Source organism: Faecalibacterium sp. 9, from assembly GCF_048320955.1.
GTDB lineage: Bacteria > Bacillota > Clostridia > Oscillospirales > Ruminococcaceae > Faecalibacterium > Faecalibacterium wellingii.
The window spans coordinates 1,436,302-1,457,327 of record NZ_JBLWGB010000001.1 but is presented as its reverse complement, the minus strand read 5'-3'; the positions used below and the strand labels follow the sequence as shown (position 1 = coordinate 1,457,327).

At 59.1% G+C, this 21,026-nt stretch carries 19 protein-coding genes; 7 read left to right on the top strand and 12 right to left on the bottom strand.

What is annotated here, in order from left to right; all coding sequences use genetic code 11:
* Positions 1–163: 163 nt before the first annotated feature.
* The 9 genes from ACKXF9_RS06980 to ybaK form a co-directional block, all read right to left on the bottom strand.
* Positions 164–3,856 carry a phosphoribosylformylglycinamidine synthase gene (locus ACKXF9_RS06980; protein ID WP_418265681.1) on the bottom strand — a complete coding sequence of 1,231 codons (3,693 nt, stop codon included), beginning with the start codon at positions 3,854–3,856 and terminating at the stop codon, positions 164–166.
* Positions 3,857–4,058: 202 nt separating this feature from the next.
* Positions 4,059–5,363: a phosphoribosylamine--glycine ligase gene (gene purD, locus ACKXF9_RS06975; protein ID WP_339396047.1), complete on the bottom strand. Its 1,305-nt coding sequence runs from the start codon at positions 5,361–5,363 to the stop codon at positions 4,059–4,061.
* 200 nt (positions 5,364–5,563) lie between these two features.
* Positions 5,564–6,745 (bottom strand): phosphoribosylaminoimidazolecarboxamide formyltransferase, encoded by a 1,182-nt coding sequence (locus tag ACKXF9_RS06970; RefSeq protein WP_249238289.1) that lies wholly within the window; start codon positions 6,743–6,745, stop codon positions 5,564–5,566.
* A gap of 34 nt (positions 6,746–6,779) precedes the next feature.
* Positions 6,780–7,580 carry an IMP cyclohydrolase gene (locus ACKXF9_RS06965; protein ID WP_339396048.1) on the bottom strand — a complete coding sequence of 267 codons (801 nt, stop codon included), beginning with the start codon at positions 7,578–7,580 and terminating at the stop codon, positions 6,780–6,782.
* A gap of 145 nt (positions 7,581–7,725) precedes the next feature.
* Positions 7,726–8,322 carry a phosphoribosylglycinamide formyltransferase gene (gene purN, locus ACKXF9_RS06960; protein ID WP_339396049.1) on the bottom strand — a complete coding sequence of 199 codons (597 nt, stop codon included), beginning with the start codon at positions 8,320–8,322 and terminating at the stop codon, positions 7,726–7,728.
* Positions 8,316–9,362, bottom strand: a complete 1,047-nt coding sequence (purM, locus tag ACKXF9_RS06955; protein WP_348583921.1) for a phosphoribosylformylglycinamidine cyclo-ligase — start codon at positions 9,360–9,362, stop codon at positions 8,316–8,318. The genes purN and purM overlap by 7 nt, the downstream gene beginning before the upstream one ends.
* Before the next feature lie 4 nt (positions 9,363–9,366).
* Entirely contained in the window at positions 9,367–10,845 is a 1,479-nt protein-coding gene (gene purF / locus ACKXF9_RS06950) for an amidophosphoribosyltransferase (RefSeq protein ID WP_418265680.1), read from the bottom strand.
* Positions 10,846–11,004: 159 nt separating this feature from the next.
* On the bottom strand, positions 11,005–11,505 hold the full coding sequence (gene purE / locus ACKXF9_RS06945) for a 5-(carboxyamino)imidazole ribonucleotide mutase (RefSeq protein WP_418265679.1): 501 nt from the start codon (positions 11,503–11,505) through the stop codon (positions 11,005–11,007).
* A 467-nt stretch (positions 11,506–11,972) separates the two neighbouring features.
* Positions 11,973–12,455 (bottom strand): Cys-tRNA(Pro) deacylase, encoded by a 483-nt coding sequence (gene ybaK / locus ACKXF9_RS06940; RefSeq protein ID WP_418265678.1) that lies wholly within the window; start codon positions 12,453–12,455, stop codon positions 11,973–11,975.
* Between the two features lie 474 nt (positions 12,456–12,929).
* Between ybaK and aroF the strand changes: the two genes are divergently transcribed.
* Positions 12,930–13,943, top strand: a complete 1,014-nt coding sequence (aroF, locus tag ACKXF9_RS06935; RefSeq protein ID WP_249238282.1) for a 3-deoxy-7-phosphoheptulonate synthase — start codon at positions 12,930–12,932, stop codon at positions 13,941–13,943.
* A 189-nt stretch (positions 13,944–14,132) separates the two neighbouring features.
* On the opposite strand, the gene ACKXF9_RS06930 is transcribed toward aroF, so the two are convergent.
* Positions 14,133–14,588 carry a threonine/serine exporter family protein gene (locus tag ACKXF9_RS06930; RefSeq protein ID WP_418265677.1) on the bottom strand — a complete coding sequence of 152 codons (456 nt, stop codon included), beginning with the start codon at positions 14,586–14,588 and terminating at the stop codon, positions 14,133–14,135.
* On the bottom strand, positions 14,585–15,352 hold the full coding sequence (locus ACKXF9_RS06925; RefSeq protein ID WP_418265676.1) for a threonine/serine exporter family protein: 768 nt from the start codon (positions 15,350–15,352) through the stop codon (positions 14,585–14,587). Before ACKXF9_RS06925 ends, ACKXF9_RS06930 begins: the two co-directional genes overlap by 4 nt.
* A gap of 238 nt (positions 15,353–15,590) precedes the next feature.
* Between ACKXF9_RS06925 and ACKXF9_RS06920 the strand changes: the two genes are divergently transcribed.
* Positions 15,591–16,712 carry an AI-2E family transporter gene (locus tag ACKXF9_RS06920; protein WP_418265675.1) on the top strand — a complete coding sequence of 374 codons (1,122 nt, stop codon included), beginning with the start codon at positions 15,591–15,593 and terminating at the stop codon, positions 16,710–16,712.
* Between the two features lie 78 nt (positions 16,713–16,790).
* On the opposite strand, the gene ACKXF9_RS06915 is transcribed toward ACKXF9_RS06920, so the two are convergent.
* The gene (locus ACKXF9_RS06915; RefSeq protein ID WP_339396056.1) at positions 16,791–17,468 is read right to left on the bottom strand and encodes a GntR family transcriptional regulator; all 678 of its coding nucleotides are present in this window, start codon (positions 17,466–17,468) and stop codon (positions 16,791–16,793) included.
* A 257-nt stretch (positions 17,469–17,725) separates the two neighbouring features.
* Here ACKXF9_RS06915 and ACKXF9_RS06910 point away from each other — a divergent pair, with 257 nt between their 5' ends.
* The 5 genes from ACKXF9_RS06910 to ACKXF9_RS06890 all read left to right on the top strand — a co-directional run bounded on the left by ACKXF9_RS06910 (position 17,726) and on the right by ACKXF9_RS06890 (position 21,011).
* Positions 17,726–17,851: a hypothetical protein gene (locus ACKXF9_RS06910; RefSeq protein WP_418265674.1), complete on the top strand. Its 126-nt coding sequence runs from the start codon at positions 17,726–17,728 to the stop codon at positions 17,849–17,851.
* A 247-nt stretch (positions 17,852–18,098) separates the two neighbouring features.
* The gene (locus tag ACKXF9_RS06905) at positions 18,099–19,229 is read left to right on the top strand and encodes a sodium ion-translocating decarboxylase subunit beta (protein ID WP_418265673.1); all 1,131 of its coding nucleotides are present in this window, start codon (positions 18,099–18,101) and stop codon (positions 19,227–19,229) included.
* Between the two features lie 13 nt (positions 19,230–19,242).
* Entirely contained in the window at positions 19,243–19,371 is a 129-nt protein-coding gene (locus ACKXF9_RS06900) for an oxaloacetate decarboxylase (RefSeq protein ID WP_249238275.1), read from the top strand.
* A gap of 138 nt (positions 19,372–19,509) precedes the next feature.
* Positions 19,510–19,932 carry a DUF3783 domain-containing protein gene (locus ACKXF9_RS06895; RefSeq protein WP_249238274.1) on the top strand — a complete coding sequence of 141 codons (423 nt, stop codon included), beginning with the start codon at positions 19,510–19,512 and terminating at the stop codon, positions 19,930–19,932.
* Positions 19,929–21,011, top strand: a complete 1,083-nt coding sequence (locus tag ACKXF9_RS06890; protein WP_418265672.1) for an FAD:protein FMN transferase — start codon at positions 19,929–19,931, stop codon at positions 21,009–21,011. Before ACKXF9_RS06895 ends, ACKXF9_RS06890 begins: the two co-directional genes overlap by 4 nt.
* Positions 21,012–21,026: the final 15 nt, after the last annotated feature.

The window sequence follows — 21,026 nt, the reverse complement described above, 5'->3', positions numbered from 1 at the left end:
ATTTCCTCCTGAAAATAACCCTCTCAGTCTCGCTTTGCTCGCCAGCTCCCCCGAGGGGGGAGCTTTTTGCGCTCTGCCGGTCAGCACCGGAAAACCTCCCCCCTTTTCGGGGGAGGTGGCACGCCGCAGGCGTGACGGAGAGGGTTTTTTCTCTATTCTACCATCAAATCTTGAAATAGTCCACGCCGCCCTCAAAGATCGGCTGATATTTGTCACCGGTAACGTTCTTGTACAGGTACTCGCCGCTGCGCTCCGAGTGGCCCATCTTGCCGAACACACGGCCATCCGGGCTGGTGATGCCTTCGATTGCCAGCACAGAACCGTTGGGGTTATAGCTCTGATCCATGGTGGGATCGCCCTCGATGTCCACATACTGGGTGGCGATCTGGCCGTTCTTCATGAGGGTGTCCAGCACTTCCTGCGGAGCCACGAAACGGCCCTCGCCATGGCTGATGGCAACGGTGAACTGTTCGCCCACCTCGCACTTGGAGAGCCACGGGCTGCCGGTGGATGCAATGCGGGTGCGCACCAGCATGCTCTGGTGGCGGCCAATGGTGTTGAAGGTCAGGGTGGGGTCATAGGGAGTGATGGGGCGGATATCGCCGTAGGGGACCAGACCCAGCTTGATGAGAGCCTGGAAGCCGTTGCAGATGCCCAGCATCAGGCCGTCGCGCTGCTGCAGCAGACGGCGCACCGCCTCGGTGACCTCCGGATTGCGGAAGAAGGAAGCAATGAACTTTGCACTGCCGTCCGGCTCGTCGCCGCCGGAGAAGCCGCCGGGCAGCATGACGATCTGGCTGTTATCGATGGCCTTGACCAGTGCCTTGCAGCTCTCGGCCACGTCGGCGGGGGTCAGGTTGCGGATGACCAGGATCTCCGGGTCGGCACCGGCGCGGGCAAAGGCCTTGGCGGTGTCGTACTCGCAGTTGGTGCCCGGGAACACCGGAATGATGACCTTGGGCTTTGCCACGCCGATCTTGGGTGCGGCGGGTGCGGTCAGGCTGCCGTTGATCTTTTCCACGGTGGGGCCTGCCTTGCGGTAGGGGTACACCGGCTCCAGCTTGCCTTCCCAGATCTCCTGCAGCTGGGCCATATCCAGCTTTTCGCCGCAGGCTTCAAAGACGTATTCCTTGGTGGTCTCGCCCAGGATCTCACCGGCGGGAGAATCGGACACCATTTCCAGAACGATGGAGCCGTACATGGGCTGGAACATCTCATGGGTGGTCTTATCCGCACGCATCTTGAAGCCAATGTGGTTGCCAAGGCCCATCTTGAACAGAGCCTCGGCAATGCCGCCGTAGCCCACAGAACAGGCGGATGCCACCATACCCTCTTCGATCATGTCCTCCACCATCTTGTAGTTGGCCTTCAGGGAGAAGAAGTTGGGGCAGCCGGTCTCGGGGTCGATGATGGGCCGTACCAGCACCACCGTGCTCTCCGGCTTCTTGAATTCGGTGGACACCACCTTGTTTGCCTTGCCGATGGCGGTGGCGAAGGAGACCAGCGTGGGAGGCACATCCAGCTTTTCAAAGGAGCCGGACATGCTGTCCTTGCCGCCGATGGATGCAATGCCCAGACCCATCTGGGCATCCAGTGCACCCAGCAAAGCGGCCAGCGGCTTGCCCCAGCGCTCCGGGGCGGTGCCCAGACGCTCGAAATATTCCTGGAAGGTGAGGTAAGCATCCTCATAGCGGAAGCCGGAGGCCACCAGCTTGGTAACGCTCTCGATGACAGCCATCTGAGCGCCCTTGTACTGGTCTGCGCTCATCAGGAAGGGGTTGAAGCCCCATGCCATGCCGGAGCAGGTGCTGGTCTCGCCGTCCACCGGCAGCTTTGCCACCATGGCGTTCTGCGGGGTCAGCTGATAGGCACCGCCAAAGGGCATGAGCACGGTGGCGGCACCAATGGTGGAGTCGAACCGCTCAGACAGGCCCTTCTTGCTGCAGATGTTCAAATCGCCCACCATGTTCTTCATCTTCTGGCTGAAGGTCAGGCCCTCCCACTGGGGCTGCCAGACCGTGGCCTTTTCCACATGGACCTTCTGGTGCTTCTCGGCACCGTTGGAGTTCAGGAACTCGCGGCTGATGTTCACAATGGACATGCCGTTCCACACCATGTTCAGGCGGGGCTCAGCCGTCACCTTTGCCACAGGAGTGGCCTCAAGGTTCTCTTCGTTGGCGAGGGCAATGAACTTGTCCACGTCCTCGGGGGCCAGCGCCACAGCCATGCGCTCCTGGCTCTCGCTGATGGCCAGCTCGGTGCCGTCCAGACCCTCGTACTTCTTGGTGACCTTGTTCAGGTCGATGTACAGGCCGTCGGCCAGCTCACCGATGGCAACGGACACACCGCCTGCACCAAAGTCGTTGCAGCGCTTGATCATCCTGCAGGCATCCTCGCGGCGGAACAGGCGCTGCAGCTTGCGCTCGATGGGAGCATTGCCCTTCTGCACCTCGGCACCGCAGTGCTCAAGGCTGTCCAGCTTGTGGGCCTTGGAGGAGCCGGTAGCACCGCCCACACCATCACGGCCGGTGCGGCCGCCCAGCAGAACGATGACATCGCCGGGGGCGGGGCACTCGCGGCGGACGTGAGAAGCGGGGGTAGCGCCTACAACGGCACCGATCTCCATGCGCTTTGCCACATAGCCGGGGTGGTAGATCTCATCCACCTGACCGGTAGCAAGACCGATCTGGTTGCCGTAGGAGGAATAACCGGCGGCAGCCGTGGTCACCAGCTTGCGCTGGGGCAGCTTACCGGGCAACGTCTCACTGACCGGCTTGAGCGGGTCGCCTGCGCCGGTAACGCGCATGGCCTGATAGACGTAGCTGCGGCCGGACAGCGGGTCACGGATGGCACCGCCGATGCAGGTAGCCGCACCGCCGAAGGGCTCGATCTCGGTGGGGTGGTTGTGGGTCTCGTTCTTGAACAGGAACAGCCAGTCCTCGTCCTTGCCGTTCACATCGCACTTGATCTTGACGGTGCAGGCGTTGATCTCGTCGGACTCGTCCAGATTTTTCAGGATGCCCTGCTTCTTCAGCTCCTTGGCGCCGATGGTGGCAAGATCCATCATGCAGCGGGGCTTGTTCTCCCGGCCCAGATCGGCGCGCATGGCCATGTAGCGGTCAAAGGCCTTCTGCACCACGGCATCGTCGATCTGCACATCGTCCAGAATGGTGCCGAAGGTGGTGTGGCGGCAGTGATCGGACCAGTAGGTGTCGATCATCTTGATCTCGGTGATGGTGGGGTCGCGGTGCTCCGAGCGGAAATACTTCTGGCAGAACTCGATATCGCCAAGGTCCATGGCAAGGCCGTTGTCCGCAATGAACTTTTTCAGCTGCTCTTCGTCCAGCTGGTTGAAGCCCTCCAGCACCTTGACCGGGGCGGGCACGGGGTACTCCATTTTCAGGGTCTGCTTGGTGTCCAGCGAAGCCTCGCGGGCCTCCACCGGGTTGATGACGTATTTCTTGATCTCGGCCACCTGCTCGTCGGTCAGGGCACCCTCCAGCAGATAGACGCGGGCAGAGCGCACCAGCGGGCGCTCGCCCTGACTGATGAGCTGGATGCACTCGGCAGCAGAGTCGGCGCGCTGGTCGAACTGGCCGGGCAGATATTCCACCGCAAAGGACACGCCGTCGCTGGCGGGCAGCTCGGCATAGGTATTATCCACCGGCGGCTCGCTGAACACGGTGTCTGCGCACTGGTTGAACAGCTCTTCGTCGATGCCTTCCACGTCGTAACGGTTCAGCAGACGCAGGCCGGACAGTTCCTTGATGCCCAGCAGGCTGGTGAGCTCATTTTTCAGGCCGGTGGCTTCCACATCGAAGCCGGGCTTCTTTTCCACATAAATACGATAGACCATTGGGTAGGTTCCCCCTTTGTATTCTTTGAACCGACCCTCTCAGTCACGGCTTACGCCGTGCCAGCTCCCCCGAAAGGGGGAGCTTTTTCTGCTGGCGGAAAGTACCGCGTTCGATGGAAAGCATCGGCTTGCCCATTTTCCCGCATAAAGATCCCCCTTCGGGGGAGCTGTCGCCGCCAGGCGACTGAGAGGGTTTTCTTTCTTACTGCTTCTCTGCCAGTGCCTTCAATGCGCGCAGGCCGATATCGCTGCGCTTGTGCAGCTTTTCAAAGCTGATCTTCTCTGCTGCCTCATAGGCATGGCTCAACGCATTGGTCAGGCGCGGGCCGGTGGCGGTGACACCCAGCACACGGCCACCGGCCGTGACAAGGGTGCCATCCTCGGTGATGGCAGTGCCGGAGTGGTAGACCGTCACATTCTCTTCGCCGGGCAGCTGACCGTCCACAAGGCCGGTGATGGGCTTACCCTTCTCGTAAGCCACCGGGTAGCCGCCGGAAGCCAGAATGACGCAGGCGGCAGCGCCGTCCGAGAACTTGACCTCCTCGTTTTCCAGCGTGCCGTTGGTGCAGGCCTGCATGATGTGCAGCAGGTCGCCTTCCAGCAGGGGCAGCACCACCTGCGTCTCCGGGTCACCAAAGCGGCAGTTGTACTCGATGACCTTGGGGCCGTCCGGGGTGAGCATCAGGCCGAAGTACAGGCAGCCCTTGAAGGGGCAGCCCTCGGCGTTCATGGCCTTGATGGTGGGCAGGAAAATTTTCTCCATGCACTCGGCAGCCACTTCCGGGGTGTAATAGGGGTTGGGAGCAATGGTGCCCATGCCGCCGGTATTCAGGCCGGTGTCGTGGTCGTTGGCGCGCTTGTGGTCCATGCTGGACACCATGGGCTTGACCACCTTGCCGTCCGTAAAGCTCAGCACGCTGACCTCGGGGCCGGTGAGGAACTCCTCCACCACCACATGGTTGCCGGAAGCGCCGAACTTCTTGTCCAGCATGATCTCCTTGACGCCCTCGGCGGCCTGCTGCTCGTTTTCGCAGATCAGCACGCCCTTGCCCAGTGCCAGACCGTCGGCCTTGATGACCACCGGGTACTTGCCCTCGGCGCGGATATAGTCCATGACCTTTGCAGGGTCATCGAAAGCCTCGTACTTTGCGGTGGGGATGCCGTACTTCTTCATCAGGTCCTTGGAGAACACCTTGGAGGCCTCAATGCGGGCTGCAGCTTTGTCCGGGCCAAAGGCCGGGATGCCCACAGCAGCCAGCGCGTCCACCATGCCGAGGGCCAGAGGGTCGTCCTGCGCCACCACAACGTAATCGAACTTTTCTTCTACGGCAAAGCCCACCATGGTATCCACATCGGTAGACTTGATGTTTTTGCACTTTGCGTCATAGCTGATGCCGCCGTTGCCGGGTGCACACCAGATCTCGCCGCAGTCAGGGCTCTTTTTCAGTGCCTTGATGATGGCGTGCTCGCGGCCGCCGCCGCCCACTACCAGAATTTTTTCAGCCATATCATTCACCTTCCCGTTTTTGAATGTCCCTCTCAGTCATTGCTGCGCAATGCCAGCTCCCCCGAAGGGGGGAGCTTTTTTCTGCTGACGGCAGGTACTGCGTTTAACGAAATGCGTATTTCTGTCCGTTTTCTCGCATAAAGCTCCCTCCTCGGGGGAGCTGTCGCCATCAGGCGACTGAGAGGGTTCGTTCTTTTCCCTTAGTGATGGAACAGCCGCAGGCCGCAGAAGGCCATTGCGATGCCGTACTTGTTGCAGGTGTCGATGACCTGCTGGTCACGGATGGAGCCGCCGGGCTGCACGATGGCAGTGACGCCGGAGCGGCGGGCGCGCTCGATGTTGTCGCCGAAGGGGAAGAATGCATCCGAGCCAAGGCACACACCGGTCACCTTGCTGAGATATGCCTTCTTTTCCTCTGCGGTCAGGGGCGCGGGCTGCTCGGTGAAGGTCTCTGCCCAGACGTCATCACCGATGACATCCTCCGGCGTATCGCCGATGTAAACATCAATGGCGTTGTCGCGGTTGGGCTTTGCCACATCATCGCGGAAGGGCAGGTTGAGTACCTTGTCCATGTGGCGCAGCTGCCAGTTGTCGGCCTTCTGGCCTGCCAGACGGGTGCAGTGGATGCGGCTCTGCTGGCCTGCGCCCACACCGATGGTCTGACCATGATAGGTGTAGCACACGCTGTTGGACTGGGTGTACTTCAGGGTGATGAGGGCAATGACCAAATCACGCTTCTGTTCCTCGGTCACGTCCTTGTTCTCGGTGACCCAGTTGTTCAGCATGGTGTCGGCGTTGATGACCAGCTCGTTGCGGCCCTGCTCAAAGGTGATGCCGTACACCTGCTTATGCTCGATGGGAGCGGGCTTGTAGGCGGGGTCGATGGCAACCACGTTGTAGTTGCCCTTCTTCTTGCCGGACAGGATGGCCAGTGCCTCCGGCTCGTAGCCCGGGGCAATGATGCCATCGGACACCTCGTGCTGGATCAGCTTTGCGGTGGGCACATCGCAGATGTCGGACAGGGCGATCCAGTCGCCAAAGGAGGACATGCGGTCGGCACCGCGTGCACGGGCGTAGGCATTTGCCAGCGGAGACAGCTCCATATCCGGGGCAATGTGGTACATTTTGCGCTCCACATCGGTGAGCGGCAGGCCCAGAGCCGCGCCCGCCGGGGAAACGTGCTTGAAGGAAGCTGCTGCGGGCAGACCGCAGGCAGCTTTCAGCTCCTTGACCAGCTGGATGGAGTTGAGGGCATCCAGAAAATTGATGTAGCCGGGCTTGCCGTTCAGCACGGTCACCGGCAGGTCAGAACCATCTTCCATATAAATGCGGCTGGGCTTCTGGTTGGGGTTGCAGCCGTACTTCAGTGCCAGTTCGTTCATTGGTGCATCCTCCTTATATCCTAAAGGTTTACTCTTATTCTTCCTCAGCGTCAAGCTTTTTGAGCAGTTCCAGCTCCTCGGGCAGCAGCTCCGGCTCCTCGGGGTCGTCCAGATCGCTGCACACCGGGTCATATTTATTAAAGATCATATCGCCGCTCTCGCCGGTTTCCAGATCGATGACCCGGGCAAACAGGCTCACCTTGTTGTCCAGATTCAGGCTGCTCCACAGATCGTGGGCAAAATCGCCGATGGTGCGGGGGCAGGCAAAGCGCAGCGGCTCACCCTCAAAGCTGGGGATGGGGTTGCCGTTGTGCTTGTAGGTGCTGATGAAATGGCCTTCGCCTGCAACAGGCTGGGGGTAATCAAAGAAATAGCGCTGCACGCTGTCGCCATTGCCATCCGCAGACTTAAGAATGCTCATCTGGTAGCTGCCGTCGGCATACACCACAGCGGAGATGCGGGGGGTATAGTTGGGGCCGTCCGGCTCAAAGGTGCGGGTGCGCAGGGCATCGGCAAAGCTCTTGCCCTGACTCATCAGGTCATAGATGGTGTCGGTCTGGTCGCCGTTGGTCACGATATGGGTCTTGCCCAGCGTCAGCACCGGATTGTAAATGATCAGGCTGGGGTCCTCCAGCTTTGCGGGGTCCGCTGCGATGGTGCAGATGCCGCCGCGCTCGGGCACGGGGTCAAACACGCGGTTGCGGCTGTTCTCGCTGCGGCCCATGATAAAGTAGCCAATGAACATCTGTCGGCCATCCGGAGCCATTGCCACAGCAATGCCGCGGCCGGGGTACTCGTTGGATGCCAGATACTCGTTCAGGTTGATCTTTTCCATTGTTGTTCTCCTATTTTAACCCTCTCAGGCTCGCATTCGCTCGCCAGCTCCCCCGAGGGGGGAGCTTTTTGCGTTGCCATCAAATGCGTAAAACCTCCACCTTCGGGGGAGGTGGCACGCCGCAGGCGTGACGGAAAGGGTTCTTTTACTCCACTTCACCGTTACAGATCATAGCCACCGCCTTGGGCAGCAGCTTCCATTCGGCCTGCTCCATCACACGCTTCTGCAGCACCTCGGGGGTGTCGCCGGGCAGGATGTCCACGGCCTTCTGCAGCAGGATGGGCCCGCCGTCGCACTCTTCGTTCACGAAGTGGACGGTGGCACCGGTCACCTTGCAGCCCCGGGCCAGAGCCGCCTCATGCGGACGCAGGCCGTACATGCCAGGCCCGCAGAAAGACGGGATGAGTGCCGGGTGCACATTCAGGATGCGGCGGGGATACGCTTCAATGACACTGGGCCCCAGCACGGACAGAAAGCCTGCCAGCACCACCAGATCGATGTTGTGGTCTTTCAACGTTTTCAGCAGAGCTGCGTCGAAATCCTCACTGTTTTCGTAATCCTTGCGGCGCACCACGCAGCCTTCCACACCGGCCTTTGCGGCCCGTTCCAGCGCATAGACACCGGGCTTGGAGGCCACCACGAGGGTGATCCTGCCGTTGGGGTTCTCGCCCCGGGCTTCGCTGTCCAGCAGAGCCTGCAGGTTGGTGCCGCCGCCGGAGACTAAAACTGCAATGTTCAGCACAGCTCCACGCCCTCACCTTCTGCAATGACGCCCAGACGGTAAGCTTCCGGCTCGCCGTTTGCGTGCAGGATCTCCAGTGCCTTGTCGGCCTGCTCTGCGGGGACGGTAAGCACCATGCCCACGCCCATGTTGAAGGTGTTGAACATGTCATGCTCGGAGATGTTGCCGGTCTTCTGCATCAGCTGGAACAGCGCCGGGGTACGGACATCCGCCTTGTTGATGCGTGCGCAGCAGCCCTTTTTCAGGCTGCGGGGGATGTTCTCATAGAAGCCGCCGCCGGTGATGTGGGAAATGCCCTTCACATCCACCTCTTCCAGCACCTTGAGCACAGGCTTTACGTAGATCTTGGTGGGGGCCAGCAGGGCCTCGCCGAGGGTCTTGCCGCCCAGCTCTTCCGGCTTGGTGTGCAGCACATCGGGATTTGCGTCAATGTCAAAGATCTTGCGCACCAGCGAGAAACCGTTGGAATGCACTCCGGTGGAAGGCAGTGCGATGATCACATCACCGGCTGCCATGGTCTCGTTGCTCAGGATCTTTTCCTTATCCACAACGCCCACGGTGAAGCCGGCCAGATCGTACTCCTCCTCCGGCATCATGCCCGGGTGCTCGGCAGTCTCGCCGCCCACCAGAGAGCAGTCGGCCTGCACGCAGCCCTCGGCAACGCCCTTGACGATCTCGGCGATCTTCTCGGGAATGTTGCGGCCGCAGGCGATGTAATCCAGGAACACCAGCGGCTTTGCACCGGCGCAGATCACATCGTTGACGCACATGGCCACGCAGTCGATGCCGATGGTATCGTGCCTGTCCATGATCATGGCGATCTTCAGCTTGGTGCCCACGCCATCGGTGCCGGAGATCAGCACCGGGTGCTTATAACCGGTGCAGTCCAGCTCGAACAGACCACCAAAGCCGCCCAAGCCTCCGATGCAATGCTCGTTCATGGTACGGGCCACATACTGCTTCATCAGTTCAACGGAGCGGTAGCCTGCGGTGATGTCCACACCGGCGGCTGCGTAGCTTTCAGAATAGCTCTTTTCCATGGTCTTACTCTCCTAATTTTTTCTCGTCCTTGGGACGGTCGTTCAGGTGGCGTTCGTGAATATCGGTGGAAAGCACCTCGTCCGGCCTTACGGCGTATTCGCCGGTAAAGCAGGCGGTGCAGAATCCGCATTTTGCGTTTTTGGCCAGCTGTACCACATGCTCGGTGGACAGATAGCCCAGTGTATCGGCCCCGATGACCTCATTGATCTGCTCCACGGTGCGGCCTGTGGCCACCAGCAGCTTCTGGTCCGGGATATCGGTGCCGAAGTAGCAGGGGTACTTGAACGGCGGGGCCGACACCATAAAGTGCACCTCGGCGGCACCGGCGTCCCGCAGCAGCTTGATGATGCGGGCAGAGGTGGTGCCGCGCACGATGGAGTCATCCACCAGCACCACCCGCTTGCCCTTGACCGTGCTGGAAACGACGTTCAGCTTGATGCGCACGCTGTTCTCGCGCTGCTTCTGGCTGCCCTGAATGAAGGTGCGGCCGATGTATTTGTTCTTGATAAAGCCGATGCCATAGGGGATGCCGCTCTCCTGCGAGTAGCCGAGCGCTGCATCCAGACCGGAATCCGGCACGCCGATGACCACGTCCGCTTCCACGGGGTGTTCCTGTGCAAGGAACCGGCCTGCCTGCTTGCGGGCCTCGTGCACCGAGCTGCCCTCGATGATGCTGTCCGGGCGGGAGAAATAGATGAACTCGAACACGCACATCTGGGTGTCCGGGTGTCCGCAGTGATCCTTGATGCTGCGCAGCTCACCGGTTTTTGCGTCTGCCACCACGATCTCGCCGGGCTCCACGTCCCGCAGCAGGGTGGCACCGGCAGCGTCCAGTGCACAGCTCTCGCTGGCAAACACGTAGCCGCCGCCGGGCAGAGTACCGATGCACAGGGGCCGGTAGCCGCGGGGATCACGCACTGCAATGAGCTTGGTGGCCGACATGATCACCAGACTGTAAGCACCCTCCAGCACATCCATCGTCTTGCTGATGGCGGTCTCGATGCTGCCCATGCGCAGGCGGTTGCGGGTGACGAGGTAGCAGATGACCTCGGTGTCCGAGGAGCCGTGGAAGATGGCACCCTCGTTTTCCAGCTGGCGGCGCAGTTCAATGGCATTGGTCAGGTTGCCGTTGTGGCACAGGGCCATGGTGCCGCGGCCGTGCCGGACGATCATGGGCTGTGCATTGGCCCGCACACGGCTGCCTGCCGTAGCGTAGCGCACATGACCGGTGGCCATGTGCGCACTGGGGTTTGCCAGACTTGCCAGCACTGCCGGGGTGAACACCTCGTTCACAAGGCCGAGGTCGCGGTGGCCGACAATGACACCGTCATCGTTCACAGCGATGCCGCAGCTCTCCTGACCACGGTGCTGCAGAGCATACAGGGCCGAGTAGGCGGCAGCGGCCACATCCTCGGTACCGGCACGGTCATAGATGCCGAAAACACCGCATTCTTCGTGCAGTGGATATGAAAAATCAGACATTGGTTCTCCTTTTTCGCTCTGAAACCCTCTCAGTCATTGCTCCGCAATGCCAGCTCCCCCGAGGGGGGAGCTTTTATACCGCTTTCCCGTCAGATGGCGTAAGACCTCGCCCTTCGGGAGAGGTGGCACGCCGCAGGCGTGACGGAGAGGGTCCGCGTCTTACAGCTCGTTCAGTTCGTTCTGCAGCTTTTCCTCTTTGGCGGCAATCTGTGCAGCCATGGCGGTGCGCTCTGCGGCCAGCTTTTCAGCCAGAGCGTCATCGCTCAAAGCCAGAATTTCCGCTGCCAGCCATGCGGCGTTCTTGGCACCGTTCAAAGCCACCGTTGCCACCGGAATGCCGCTGGGCATCTGGACCGTGGCAAGCAGTGCATCCAGACCATCCATGGCACCACCCTTCATGGGAATGCCGATCACCGGCAGGGTGGTGTTGGCCGCAAAGGCACCGGCCAGATGGGCCGCCATGCCTGCCGCGCACAGGATCACGCCAAAGCCCTCAGCGCGTGCGTTCTTTGCAAACTCTGCCGCCTCGGCAGGGGTGCGGTGCGCCGAAAGGATGTGGGCCTCAAACGGGATCTCCAGCGCCTTGAGCTGAGCGCAGGCTCCCTTCACCACCGGCCAGTCACTGTCCGAACCCATGATCACAGCCACTTTACGAACCATATCCAAACCTCTCTTTCTTGATCCCGACAAACAAAAAAGGCTGTGGTACCCCCGTACCACCGCCTTTATTTCTGCATACGCTTTTCCCACACGCCGCACAAAGCTGCACGATGCCCCTGACTTGCATGAATGTTGTTCTGACTCATGAGACCGGCCAGCATCTTCATCATTGAAGTTTTCCTCCGCAACTCTTTGTGCCTGCGTTTTTTCAGGGACGGCAAAAGCCCTTTCTGCGGGCCATCCGTCCCTGTACTACATACAGTTTACGGCAAAAGAAACGCTTTGAAAAGGGCGTTTCCATAAATTCTACCTTGTGTTTTCATGCCGCCAAAAAACTTTCAAAAGTTTTGTGCAGTTTCGACATTGTTTTTCTTTCTAAGTATGACTTATAGTTTAGGTATATTTTAGGTAAAGAAGCGCTCCGGCTTTTTGAGGAAAAAGACCGACTTTTAAGCGTCCTCGTCCTCTCAGAAAATGATCTTTGCAGTTGCTGCCCGCGCTGCGCGGATAAGGTCTGCCGGGGCACAGCACACCTGTGTGCCGATGCGGCCGCCGGAGACATATACCTTTTGCTGTGTCAGCACTCTCTCGTCAAACACGGTCTTGTACTGTTTTTTCATGCCCACCGGGCTGCAGCCGCCGCGCACATAGCCGGTGACCTTGTTGATATCGGCCACATGGATCATCGCCACGCTCTTTTCGCCCACACTGCGGGCGGCGGCCTTCAGATCCAGCTCCGCTGCCACCGGAATGACGAAGACGAAATAGTTTTTGCTGGCTCCCTGCGTTACCAGCGTTTTGTACACGCATGCCGGATCCTCGCCCATGCTGGCTGCCACGGTCACGCCGTCCACAGCCACGCCCTCTTCGTGGGCGTACTCGTGGGCGGTGTAGGGTACCTTTTCACGTTCCAGAATGCGCATGGCATTGGTTTTTGCTTCTTTTCCCATATTTGAATCCCCTTTGCTTGTATTGAACCCTCTCAGGCCGCTTCGCGTCCAGCTCCCCCGAAAAGGGGGAGCTTATGCGCGGTAACTGGCTGATCCTCTTTCACCGTGAAGCAATGCCCCATGGAAAGCAGTAAAAAGCTCGCCCTTCGGGAGCAACAACAACGACCGCCGCCAGTGGCGGATACAGGGAGTTGTTGTTGGGGCAGCAGCCAGCAAAGCACGAGTGCATTTTTGCACGAAGTGATTGCTGGGAGCCGCAACCCGGCAAGTGTCATTGCGCAGCAATGACTGAGAGGGTTCTTTTTTATTCTACCACTTTCTCCATAAAATTTCAAAATTTCTCTTGACTTCAGTTTCCTGAAGTGATATCATAGCGTCACACACTTCAGAGCACTGAAGTTTGGCAATGCAAGCTGCGGCAAAGGAGCCGGTCTCCCTCGCCGTTCACACGATAAGGCAAAGGAGACAAAAACCATGATCATCGTATTGAAACAGGATGCACCCGAAGTACAGGTACGCGAGTTCTGCCACGAACTGCAGGATATGGGCCTGCAGATCAACGACTCCAAGGGCAGCGAGAGCCACATTCTGGGCCTGATCGGCGACACCAAGGCCGTGGCCGAAAGCTGGGTGCTGGCAAACCCGGTAGTGGAGACCTGCCGCCGGGTGACGGAGCCCTACAAAAAGGCCAACCGCAAGTTCCATCCGGATGACAGCGTCATCGATGTGGACGGCGTCAAGATCGGCGGCGGAAACTTTGCGGTCATTGCAGGCCCCTGCAGCATCGAGAGCGAGGAGCAGATCACCTACTGCGCACAGCGGGTCAAAGCCGCCGGTGCTTCCCTGCTGCGCGGCGGCGCGTTCAAGCCCCGCACCTCTCCGTACTCCTTCCAGGGGATGCGCAGCGAGGGTCTGGACCTGCTCAAACTGGCACGCCGTGCCACCGGCTCCCCCATCGTCACCGAGATCATGAACACCGAGCACCTGCCGCTGTTCGAGAACGTGGACCTCATTCAGGTGGGTGCCCGCAACATGCAGAACTTTGAGCTGCTCAAGGCCGTCGGCCGTCAGAAGAAGCCGGTGCTGCTCAAGCGCGGCCTTGCCAACACGCTGGAAGAGTTCGTGATGAGCGCCGAGTACATCATGGCCGAGGGCAACGAGAACGTCATCCTCTGCGAGCGCGGCATCCGCACCTTTGAGACCAGCATGCGCAACACCCTCGACCTTGCCGGTGTGGTGATGCTGCACAAGATGACCCACCTGCCCGTTGTCGTGGACCCCAGCCACGCCTGCGGTCACGCATGGATGGTGCCGGAGCTGGCAAAGGCAGCCGTCGCCGCCGGTGCCGACGGCCTGATGATCGAGGTGCACAACAACCCCGCCAAGGCCAAGTGCGACGGCGCTCAGAGCCTGACCCCGGATCAGTTCGACGAGCTGATGCAGTTCGTGAGCAAAGAGGTGGAGTTCTTCGGCAAGAAGATGAACTGACACGCTGAAAGCCGGTCGGCAGACGGGCCACGATTTTCTGAATACAGATCCAAAATGGATGCTTCCCTGCATTGAGCGGGAGGCATCCATTTTTCGATAAAAATATTTATAATGTGTAACCGGATCTCCGTACCGTTGCAATCATCTCCCTGTAAAATCCATGTGATTTTACAGAGCGGACCGTACAAATCACTTGCGGGCCCGGACCAGAAGCAGATGGAGCTTCCGGCTCAGATCTGCCAGACACCACGCGATCGCCATGCCGCTTGCAATGCCGAGGGCGGCCAGAAAAGTCTGCTCCCCAAAGTGCTCTGCCGCCCGCAGATCGCTGGAGACCACCGCATTCATGCAGTAGTAAAGCGTGCTGCCGGGGATGAGGGGAATGGCCGACGTGATGAAAAACGGCGTGGAAGGCGCATTGCAGCACCGGGCAAGGATCTCGGCATAGAGGGCGGCACAAAAACCGGCCAGCAGATTTGCAAGAAAGACGCTGCTCAGCGCATGATCGGCCAGCAGGTAGGCCAGCCACGCCAGAAACCCGCCCACAGCGGCGGCAGGCAGGTAGCGCCGGTTCAGGTTGAAGATCAGCCCGAAGCCGACAGAGCCCAAAGCTGCGCTGAGCAGCTGCGATAAGACCTGCATCATGCGATCCCTCCCATCAGCCAGATGGCCGCCATCATGCCCAGTGCAAGGACTGCGGCCATCAGAATGGCCTCCACCAGCCGCAGAGAGCCGGAAATGATATCGCCAAGCAGGATATCCCGGATGGAATTTGTCAGCATGATGCCGGGGATCAGCAGCATGATGATGCCAATGAGGATCTTGTCTGCGTGGAGCTGCGGCCCGATGCGGCAGAACAGCAGGGTGGAAATGCCGCAGCAAAATGAGGCGATGAACTGAAATTCCACGCCGTTCATGCAGAACGGTGCAAGGCAGCGCTCCATCCAGAAGACCAGCACTGCAATGACGCCGGCCAGCAGGCCGTCCCACAGGCTGCCCCCAAAGAACACGGCAAAGCTGGAAGCGGCCAGCACGCTGCCCGCCAGCCGGAACCGGGGGTCTGCACGCTTGGCAAGGATGGCGTCCAGCTGCCTTTGAAATTCCTCCACAGAGGGCGGTGCCGCGCAGATCCGGCGGCTGAGTGCATTGAGCTCTTCCAGCATGAGCAGATCGTTCCCGGACGCATGGCGCAGACGGCGTGTCTGGGTCTGCGGCGGGAGCTGCGGCATTGTCAGGGTGACAACGATGCTGGATGTGATGACGAACACATTGACCTCCTGCGCGCCGTATGCGGCTGCGATGCGGTTCAAGGTGTCTTCTACGCGGAAAACCTCGGCCCCGCTGTTCTGCAGTGCTTCTCCCATTTTGATCAGAATGCAGAGAAAGCGGCTGACTTCTGCTTCTCCCATGAAATATCCCCTTTTCGGCTTTGTCTTTTGCCCCTATTATAATGGTTCTGCGGGATGGAAACAAGGGTGGTAGGGATGCCTGCACGGAAATCCGCTTTTGCAGCCTGAGCCGGAGCTAAAGCCTTCCCCTTTCCCGGCGTCTTGACAAGCCCTTTTCTTCTGGTTACAATACGGAAAAGAGTCCGCAGACCGTCTCTTTGCAAATTTCAGCCGTCGGCTCCGGGAAAGGAACTTCGTCATGGAACCAAAAACCAAACAATATCTGCTCGTAACTGTTGTGGGCGTAACGCTTTTTGTTGCACTGCTGCGGCTTTCCACCGTGCTGGCCTTTGCGGCAGAGCTCGTGGATCTGATCCTGCCCATTCTGGCAGGCGGCATTCTGGCACTTTTTATCAACGTGCCCATGAGTGGGCTGGAAAAGCGGCTGAAACGTCTGTTCCGCAAGGCCAGAAAGCAGCCGTCGGATAAAGCCATCCACCTTATCAGCTTTTCCATCACGCTGCTGGGCGTTGTGCTGGTGCTGGTGCTGGCTCTCACTCTGCTGATCCCGGAGCTTGTGCAGTCCTTCCACAGTCTCTATCTGCAGATCGAGGCAAACATTCCCCGCTGGACCGCCTATCTGAGTGCGCAGAATGCCGACACGGGCTGGCTGATGAGTTGGCTGGAAGGCATCAACTGGGAGCAGCTGCTGCACAAGATCACTGCCGGCATTGATACCGTGCTGATCAATGCGGTAAGCGCCGTATCTGCCACGGTGAACATTGCGGTGACAGCCTCCTTTGCCCTGATCATCTCCATCTATATGTCCCTTGGCTCGGAAAGTCTCTGCCGACACGCCCGCACGCTGGTGTGCGCCTATCTGAAGCCGAACCACGCCGCCGGGCTGCTGAAGTTCTGCAGGGCGTTCCGCCAGTCTTTCGCAAACTTTCTTACCGGACAATGCAGCGAGGCGGTGATCCTCGGCGTCCTCATGACCCTTGCGTTTTCCGTTTTCCGGATCCCCTACGGCAGTCTTGTGGGAATGCTGACCGCCATCTGCGCCATCATCCCCTACGTCGGCGCGCTGATCTCCTGCGTGGTCAGCGTGTTCCTTGTGCTTTTGGTGGACCCTGTGCTGGCGGTGCGCTGCCTCATCGTTTATCTTGCCGTGCAGTTCATTGAAAACCAGTTCATCTATCCCCGCGTGGTGGGCAAGTCCGTGGGGCTTTCTCCCCTTTACACCCTTGTTGCCGCCATGATCGGCGGCAAGCTCTTTGGCATCATCGGCATCATCTTCTTCATCCCCCTGACTGCGGTGATCCTCGAGCTTGTGAAGGAGGACGCCTGCCGCCGCCTGCGTGCAAAAGAAGAGCGGCAATAAAACCAGCAGCCCCGGAAAGCATCTGAAAGCGCTTTCCGGGGCCGTTTTATTCTTTTCCGGGGGTGCCCCCGGCAGCATTCACTTGAAATATTGGGGGAAGGACTTCCGGATGGTGGCCAGATTTTCGGTATACCGCTGCATATGCCGGGCGGCAATGGTGCGGGCAGCGGCGGTATCCTTTGCCTCGATGGCCTTCAGCAGGCTGGTGTGGTCATCCAAAATTGCTTCTGCCGGACGGCAGCGGAAGCTGAGCATCGTGGTGCGGTCGAAATGAGGGGCCAGATTTTCCACCAGCTCATACCAGTAAGGGCAGCCGCACAGCTCATACAGCATCTTGTGGAACTCCTTATCCAGTGCAAAGATCTTTTCCTCCTGCGCCCGCTGAATGTACATCTGCCACAGCGCCACATTCTCCCACAGACGGTCGAGCTCCTGTTTGGTCAGCATTTCGCAGGCCATCCCCGCCAGCTCTGTTTCCAGCACCGCCCGGAGATGCCGGACCTCTTCCACCAGCCCGGCGTCGATGAGGGAGACATAGGTGCCGATTTTGGGCCGGATCTCGATCAGCCGCCGCTGCGCCAGCTCCAGCTCTGCTTCCCGGAAGGGGGTGCGGCTGACCCCCAGCTGCTCGCACAGCTCCGGCTCGTTGAGTTTTTCTCCGGGTTCCAGACGGGTGTTGACGATGTTATCGATCAGCACCCGCAGGACAAAATTTTTAGCAGATTCCTGCTCTCTGCGTTCTGAGATGGTGATCATGGAAATGCTCCTTCTATCCGTTTGCGGTCTGCTCAGGGTGTATCTGAAAACAAAGAAAATGGCGAGTATTCCGCAGTCACAGGCACCAAGGCTTTTTTACGCAAAACTCGGCTGTGGCTGCAAAAACAGGCTGGGTTTTCGACTTTTCAGCTGCACGCAAGGGGCGCAGCCTGTTCACAGTATAGCACAAACCGCTTCGGCTTGTCCCGTTTTTTGCAGAAAATGCAGCAAAAAGCAAAGCATACAGGGCACCTTTTTTGCTGCCGGAGCAGATCATGGACTTTTTAAAGCTGGAACAGGTCGATCCGCACGGCCATGGCAAGGCCATAATGGACCACAACAGCCACCTGATCATGGATGGTGGTGCTCAGCGGCCCGGATAAGATGCAGGAAAGATTTCCGCTTTTGCCTTGACTTTTCCTCTGTTTTCTGTTTTAATGCATTCGATAAAAGGGAGTAAAGGGTCGTTTTCCGTTTTGTGATCCGGAAAACGGCTGCATGGCAGCGTCATCACGGCAAAATGCCCGATGTCATGTGTTCGCTTGAGACTTTTGTCACAGACAAGGTACTGTGGCAGAGGTCTCTTTTTTCTTGCCGCTGTACCGGAGCACAAGGAGGCAAAGAAAAAGCATGAACTTTCTGAACACATTCGCAAGTCTGTTTTCCAACTTTGGAAACCTGACATGGCAGATGGTGGTGATGTGGGCCATCGGCGCGCTGCTCATTTACCTTGCCATCGCCAAAAAAATGGAGCCGAGCCTGCTTTTACCCATGGGCTTTGGTGCCATTCTGGTCAATCTGCCCCTGTCGGGTGCCATCACGCAGGGCGATACGGTAGGCCCAATTTCCGCTCTGTTTGATGCGGGCATGTCCAACGAGCTGTTCCCGCTGCTGCTCTTCATCGGCATTGGTGCCATGATCGATTTTGGCCCGCTGCTGGAAAAGCCGTGGCTGATGCTCTTTGGTGCGGCGGCACAGTTCGGTATCTTTTTTACCCTGTTTCTGGCGGGCTTCTTCTTTGACCTGAAGGATGCCGCCTCCATTGCTGTCATCGGTGCAGCGGACGGCCCCACTGCCATCTTTGTGGCAAACACCCTCAACTCCCAGTATCTCGGTGCCATCATGGTGGCAGCCTACAGCTACATGGCCCTGGTGCCCATCGTGCAGCCGCCCGTTATCCGGCTGCTGACCACCAAAAAGGAGCGCCTCATCCGGATGCCTTATGAAAAAGGCAGCGTTTCCCAGCTGACCAAGATCCTGTTTCCCATCGTCGTGACCATCATTGCGGGCATGGTCGCCCCTGCCAGTGTGGCGCTGGTGGGCTTTTTGATGTTCGGCAACCTGCTGCGGGAGTGCGGTGTGCTGAACGTGCTCAGCGAGACCGCACAGAATGTGCTGGCAAACCTGATCACCATCGTGCTGGGCCTGACCGTTGCCGGGCAGATGACCGCAGACAAGTTCGTCCGGCCCGACACGCTGCTGATCCTTGCACTGGGTCTGGTGGCCTTCGTCTTTGATACCGCAGGCGGCGTGCTGTTTGCAAAGCTGCTGAATCTGTTCCTGCCCGAAGGCAAAAAGCTGAACCCGATGATCGGTGCCGCCGGCATCTCGGCCTTCCCCATGAGCGGCCGTGTCGTCAACAAGATGGGTCTGGAAGAGGACAGCCAGAATTTCCTGCTGATGTATTCCATCAGCGTCAATGTTTCGGGGCAGATCGCATCCGTCATTGCAGGCGGTCTCATCCTGACCCTGATGACTTAACGGAGGTGTACTTATGCTTCATCTTTCTTCGTGGATGGTCACCCTGCCGATGATGCTCATCGGAATGGTCGGCATCATCCTCGTCATCGGCATCATCGTTCTGTCCGTGATGCTGCTGAACCGGCTTACCAGCCGGAAATGATTTTTCCTTTTACCGTTTGACTGAACAAAAAAGTCCGGGCCTGTTTCCGATCAGAGAAAGGCCCGGGCTTTTCGTTTGCTCTGGTTTGTGGTATACTATAGTGTATTTTGAAATCACCCTTTAAAAAGAGGTATCATTATGAAAGCACATATCGCACGCAACCAGAACGCCGGTGTGCCGCTGGCGCTGGGCTGGAATCTCTCCAATGCTGACCGCGGCAAGCTGGAGGGCATGGCCCCCGCCTTTGGCATGAAGCTGCTGCCCGTGTCCCCTGCGGATGCCGGCAAGACCGTCGCCCAGCTGCTGGGCGAGGTGGAGACCAGAACCGCCCGCACGCTGGTGCTGGAACCGGGTGCCTATCCCCCGGCACTGGTGCTGGCAAACTTCAAGGATAAGGATGTGGACACCCTGCTGGACCTGATGAAGCAGGCACAGGTGAACATCCCGCTCAAGGCCGTGGTCACTCCCTCCAACCGCAGCTGGGTGTTCGGTGACCTGCTGGCCCATCTGCAGGAGGAGCACGCCGCCGTTACCGCCGCAAAGGAGAACCAGACCCTATGAAGACCCGCGCAAACCGTTTGGTCAGCATGCTGCTGGCCGGTGCGCTCTGCCTGAGCCTGCTGGCCGCTTGTGCCCCCAAAAAGAAGGAGCTGACCCGCTACTCCACCGTTTTTTACGATGTGTTCGACACCGTAACGCAGGTGATCGCCTACTGTGAGAGCGAAGAGGTGTTCAAGACCCAGATGGACGCTCTGCACGCAGACCTTGTCACCTACAATCAGTTGTACGACATCTACAACGATTACCCCGGTGTGACCAACGTGAAGACCATCAACGACAACGCCGGCAAGGCCCCCGTGGAGGTGGATGACCGCATCCTTTCCATGCTGGAGCTGGCCGACCAGATGTACGCCACCACCAACGGCAAGCTGAACATCGCCATGGGCAGCGTGCTGAACATCTGGCACAACTACCGCGAAGCGGCCGAGGCCACCGAGACCGATGCGGACAACAAGCTGCCCGGTATGGACGAGCTGGAAGCTGCCGCCCAGCACTGCGACATCAACAATGTCATCATCGACGAGGACGCCAAGACCGTCTATCTGGCCGACCCGGACATGCGGCTGGACGTGGGCAGCGTGGGCAAGGGCTATGCCGTGGAAATGGTATGTCAGGCAGCCGAGGCCCGCGGCCTGACCAGCGCTCTGGTGAGCGTGGGCGGCAATCTGCGTGCCATCGGCACAAAGCCGGACGGCAGCCAGTGGACCGGCGGTGTAGAAAACCCGTGGAACGCTTCCGACCTGTACACCGCCAGTTCCATGCTGAGCGGTGCCATCAACATGAGCGATATGGCCCTTGTGACCAGCGGCGACTACCAGCGCTACTTTGTGGTGGACGGCCAGCGCTATCACCACCTGATCGACCCGGACACCCTGTTCCCTTCCACCTACTTCAATGGCGTGACCGTGCTGTGCAGCGACTCCGGTCTGGCCGACTGCCTGACCACCGGCCTGTTCTGCCAGCCGCTGGAGGACGGGCTGAAGATCGTGGAAAGTCTGGACGGCGTGGAAGCTATGTGGTGCACACCGGATCAGCAGATCATTACCTCCTCCGGCTGGGATGCCCATTTGAAAAACTAAAAGCATTTCGACAAA

Bases quoted from the DNA above. Each gene is read 5' to 3' on its own strand.
- ybaK (WP_418265678.1), bottom strand. From the start codon at position 12,455: ATGGGAAAAGAAGCAAAAACCAATGCCATGCGCATTCTGGAACGTGAA.
- ACKXF9_RS06970 (WP_249238289.1), bottom strand. From the start codon at position 6,745: ATGAACGAACTGGCACTGAAGTACGGCTGCAACCCCAACCAGAAGCCC.
- ACKXF9_RS06890 (WP_418265672.1), top strand. From the start codon at position 19,929: ATGAAGACCCGCGCAAACCGTTTGGTCAGCATGCTGCTGGCCGGTGCG.
- ACKXF9_RS06915 (WP_339396056.1), bottom strand. From the start codon at position 17,468: ATGATCACCATCTCAGAACGCAGAGAGCAGGAATCTGCTAAAAATTTT.
- ACKXF9_RS06895 (WP_249238274.1), top strand. From the start codon at position 19,510: ATGAAAGCACATATCGCACGCAACCAGAACGCCGGTGTGCCGCTGGCG.
- aroF (WP_249238282.1), top strand. From the start codon at position 12,930: ATGATCATCGTATTGAAACAGGATGCACCCGAAGTACAGGTACGCGAG.
- purF (WP_418265680.1), bottom strand. From the start codon at position 10,845: ATGTCTGATTTTTCATATCCACTGCACGAAGAATGCGGTGTTTTCGGC.
- ACKXF9_RS06920 (WP_418265675.1), top strand. From the start codon at position 15,591: ATGGAACCAAAAACCAAACAATATCTGCTCGTAACTGTTGTGGGCGTA.
- ACKXF9_RS06965 (WP_339396048.1), bottom strand. From the start codon at position 7,580: ATGGAAAAGATCAACCTGAACGAGTATCTGGCATCCAACGAGTACCCC.
- ACKXF9_RS06980 (WP_418265681.1), bottom strand. From the start codon at position 3,856: ATGGTCTATCGTATTTATGTGGAAAAGAAGCCCGGCTTCGATGTGGAA.
- ACKXF9_RS06905 (WP_418265673.1), top strand. From the start codon at position 18,099: ATGAACTTTCTGAACACATTCGCAAGTCTGTTTTCCAACTTTGGAAAC.
- purD (WP_339396047.1), bottom strand. From the start codon at position 5,363: ATGGCTGAAAAAATTCTGGTAGTGGGCGGCGGCGGCCGCGAGCACGCC.
- ACKXF9_RS06930 (WP_418265677.1), bottom strand. From the start codon at position 14,588: ATGATGCAGGTCTTATCGCAGCTGCTCAGCGCAGCTTTGGGCTCTGTC.
- ACKXF9_RS06925 (WP_418265676.1), bottom strand. From the start codon at position 15,352: ATGGGAGAAGCAGAAGTCAGCCGCTTTCTCTGCATTCTGATCAAAATG.
- purM (WP_348583921.1), bottom strand. From the start codon at position 9,362: ATGGAAAAGAGCTATTCTGAAAGCTACGCAGCCGCCGGTGTGGACATC.
- ACKXF9_RS06900 (WP_249238275.1), top strand. From the start codon at position 19,243: ATGCTTCATCTTTCTTCGTGGATGGTCACCCTGCCGATGATGCTCATC.
- purE (WP_418265679.1), bottom strand. From the start codon at position 11,505: ATGGTTCGTAAAGTGGCTGTGATCATGGGTTCGGACAGTGACTGGCCG.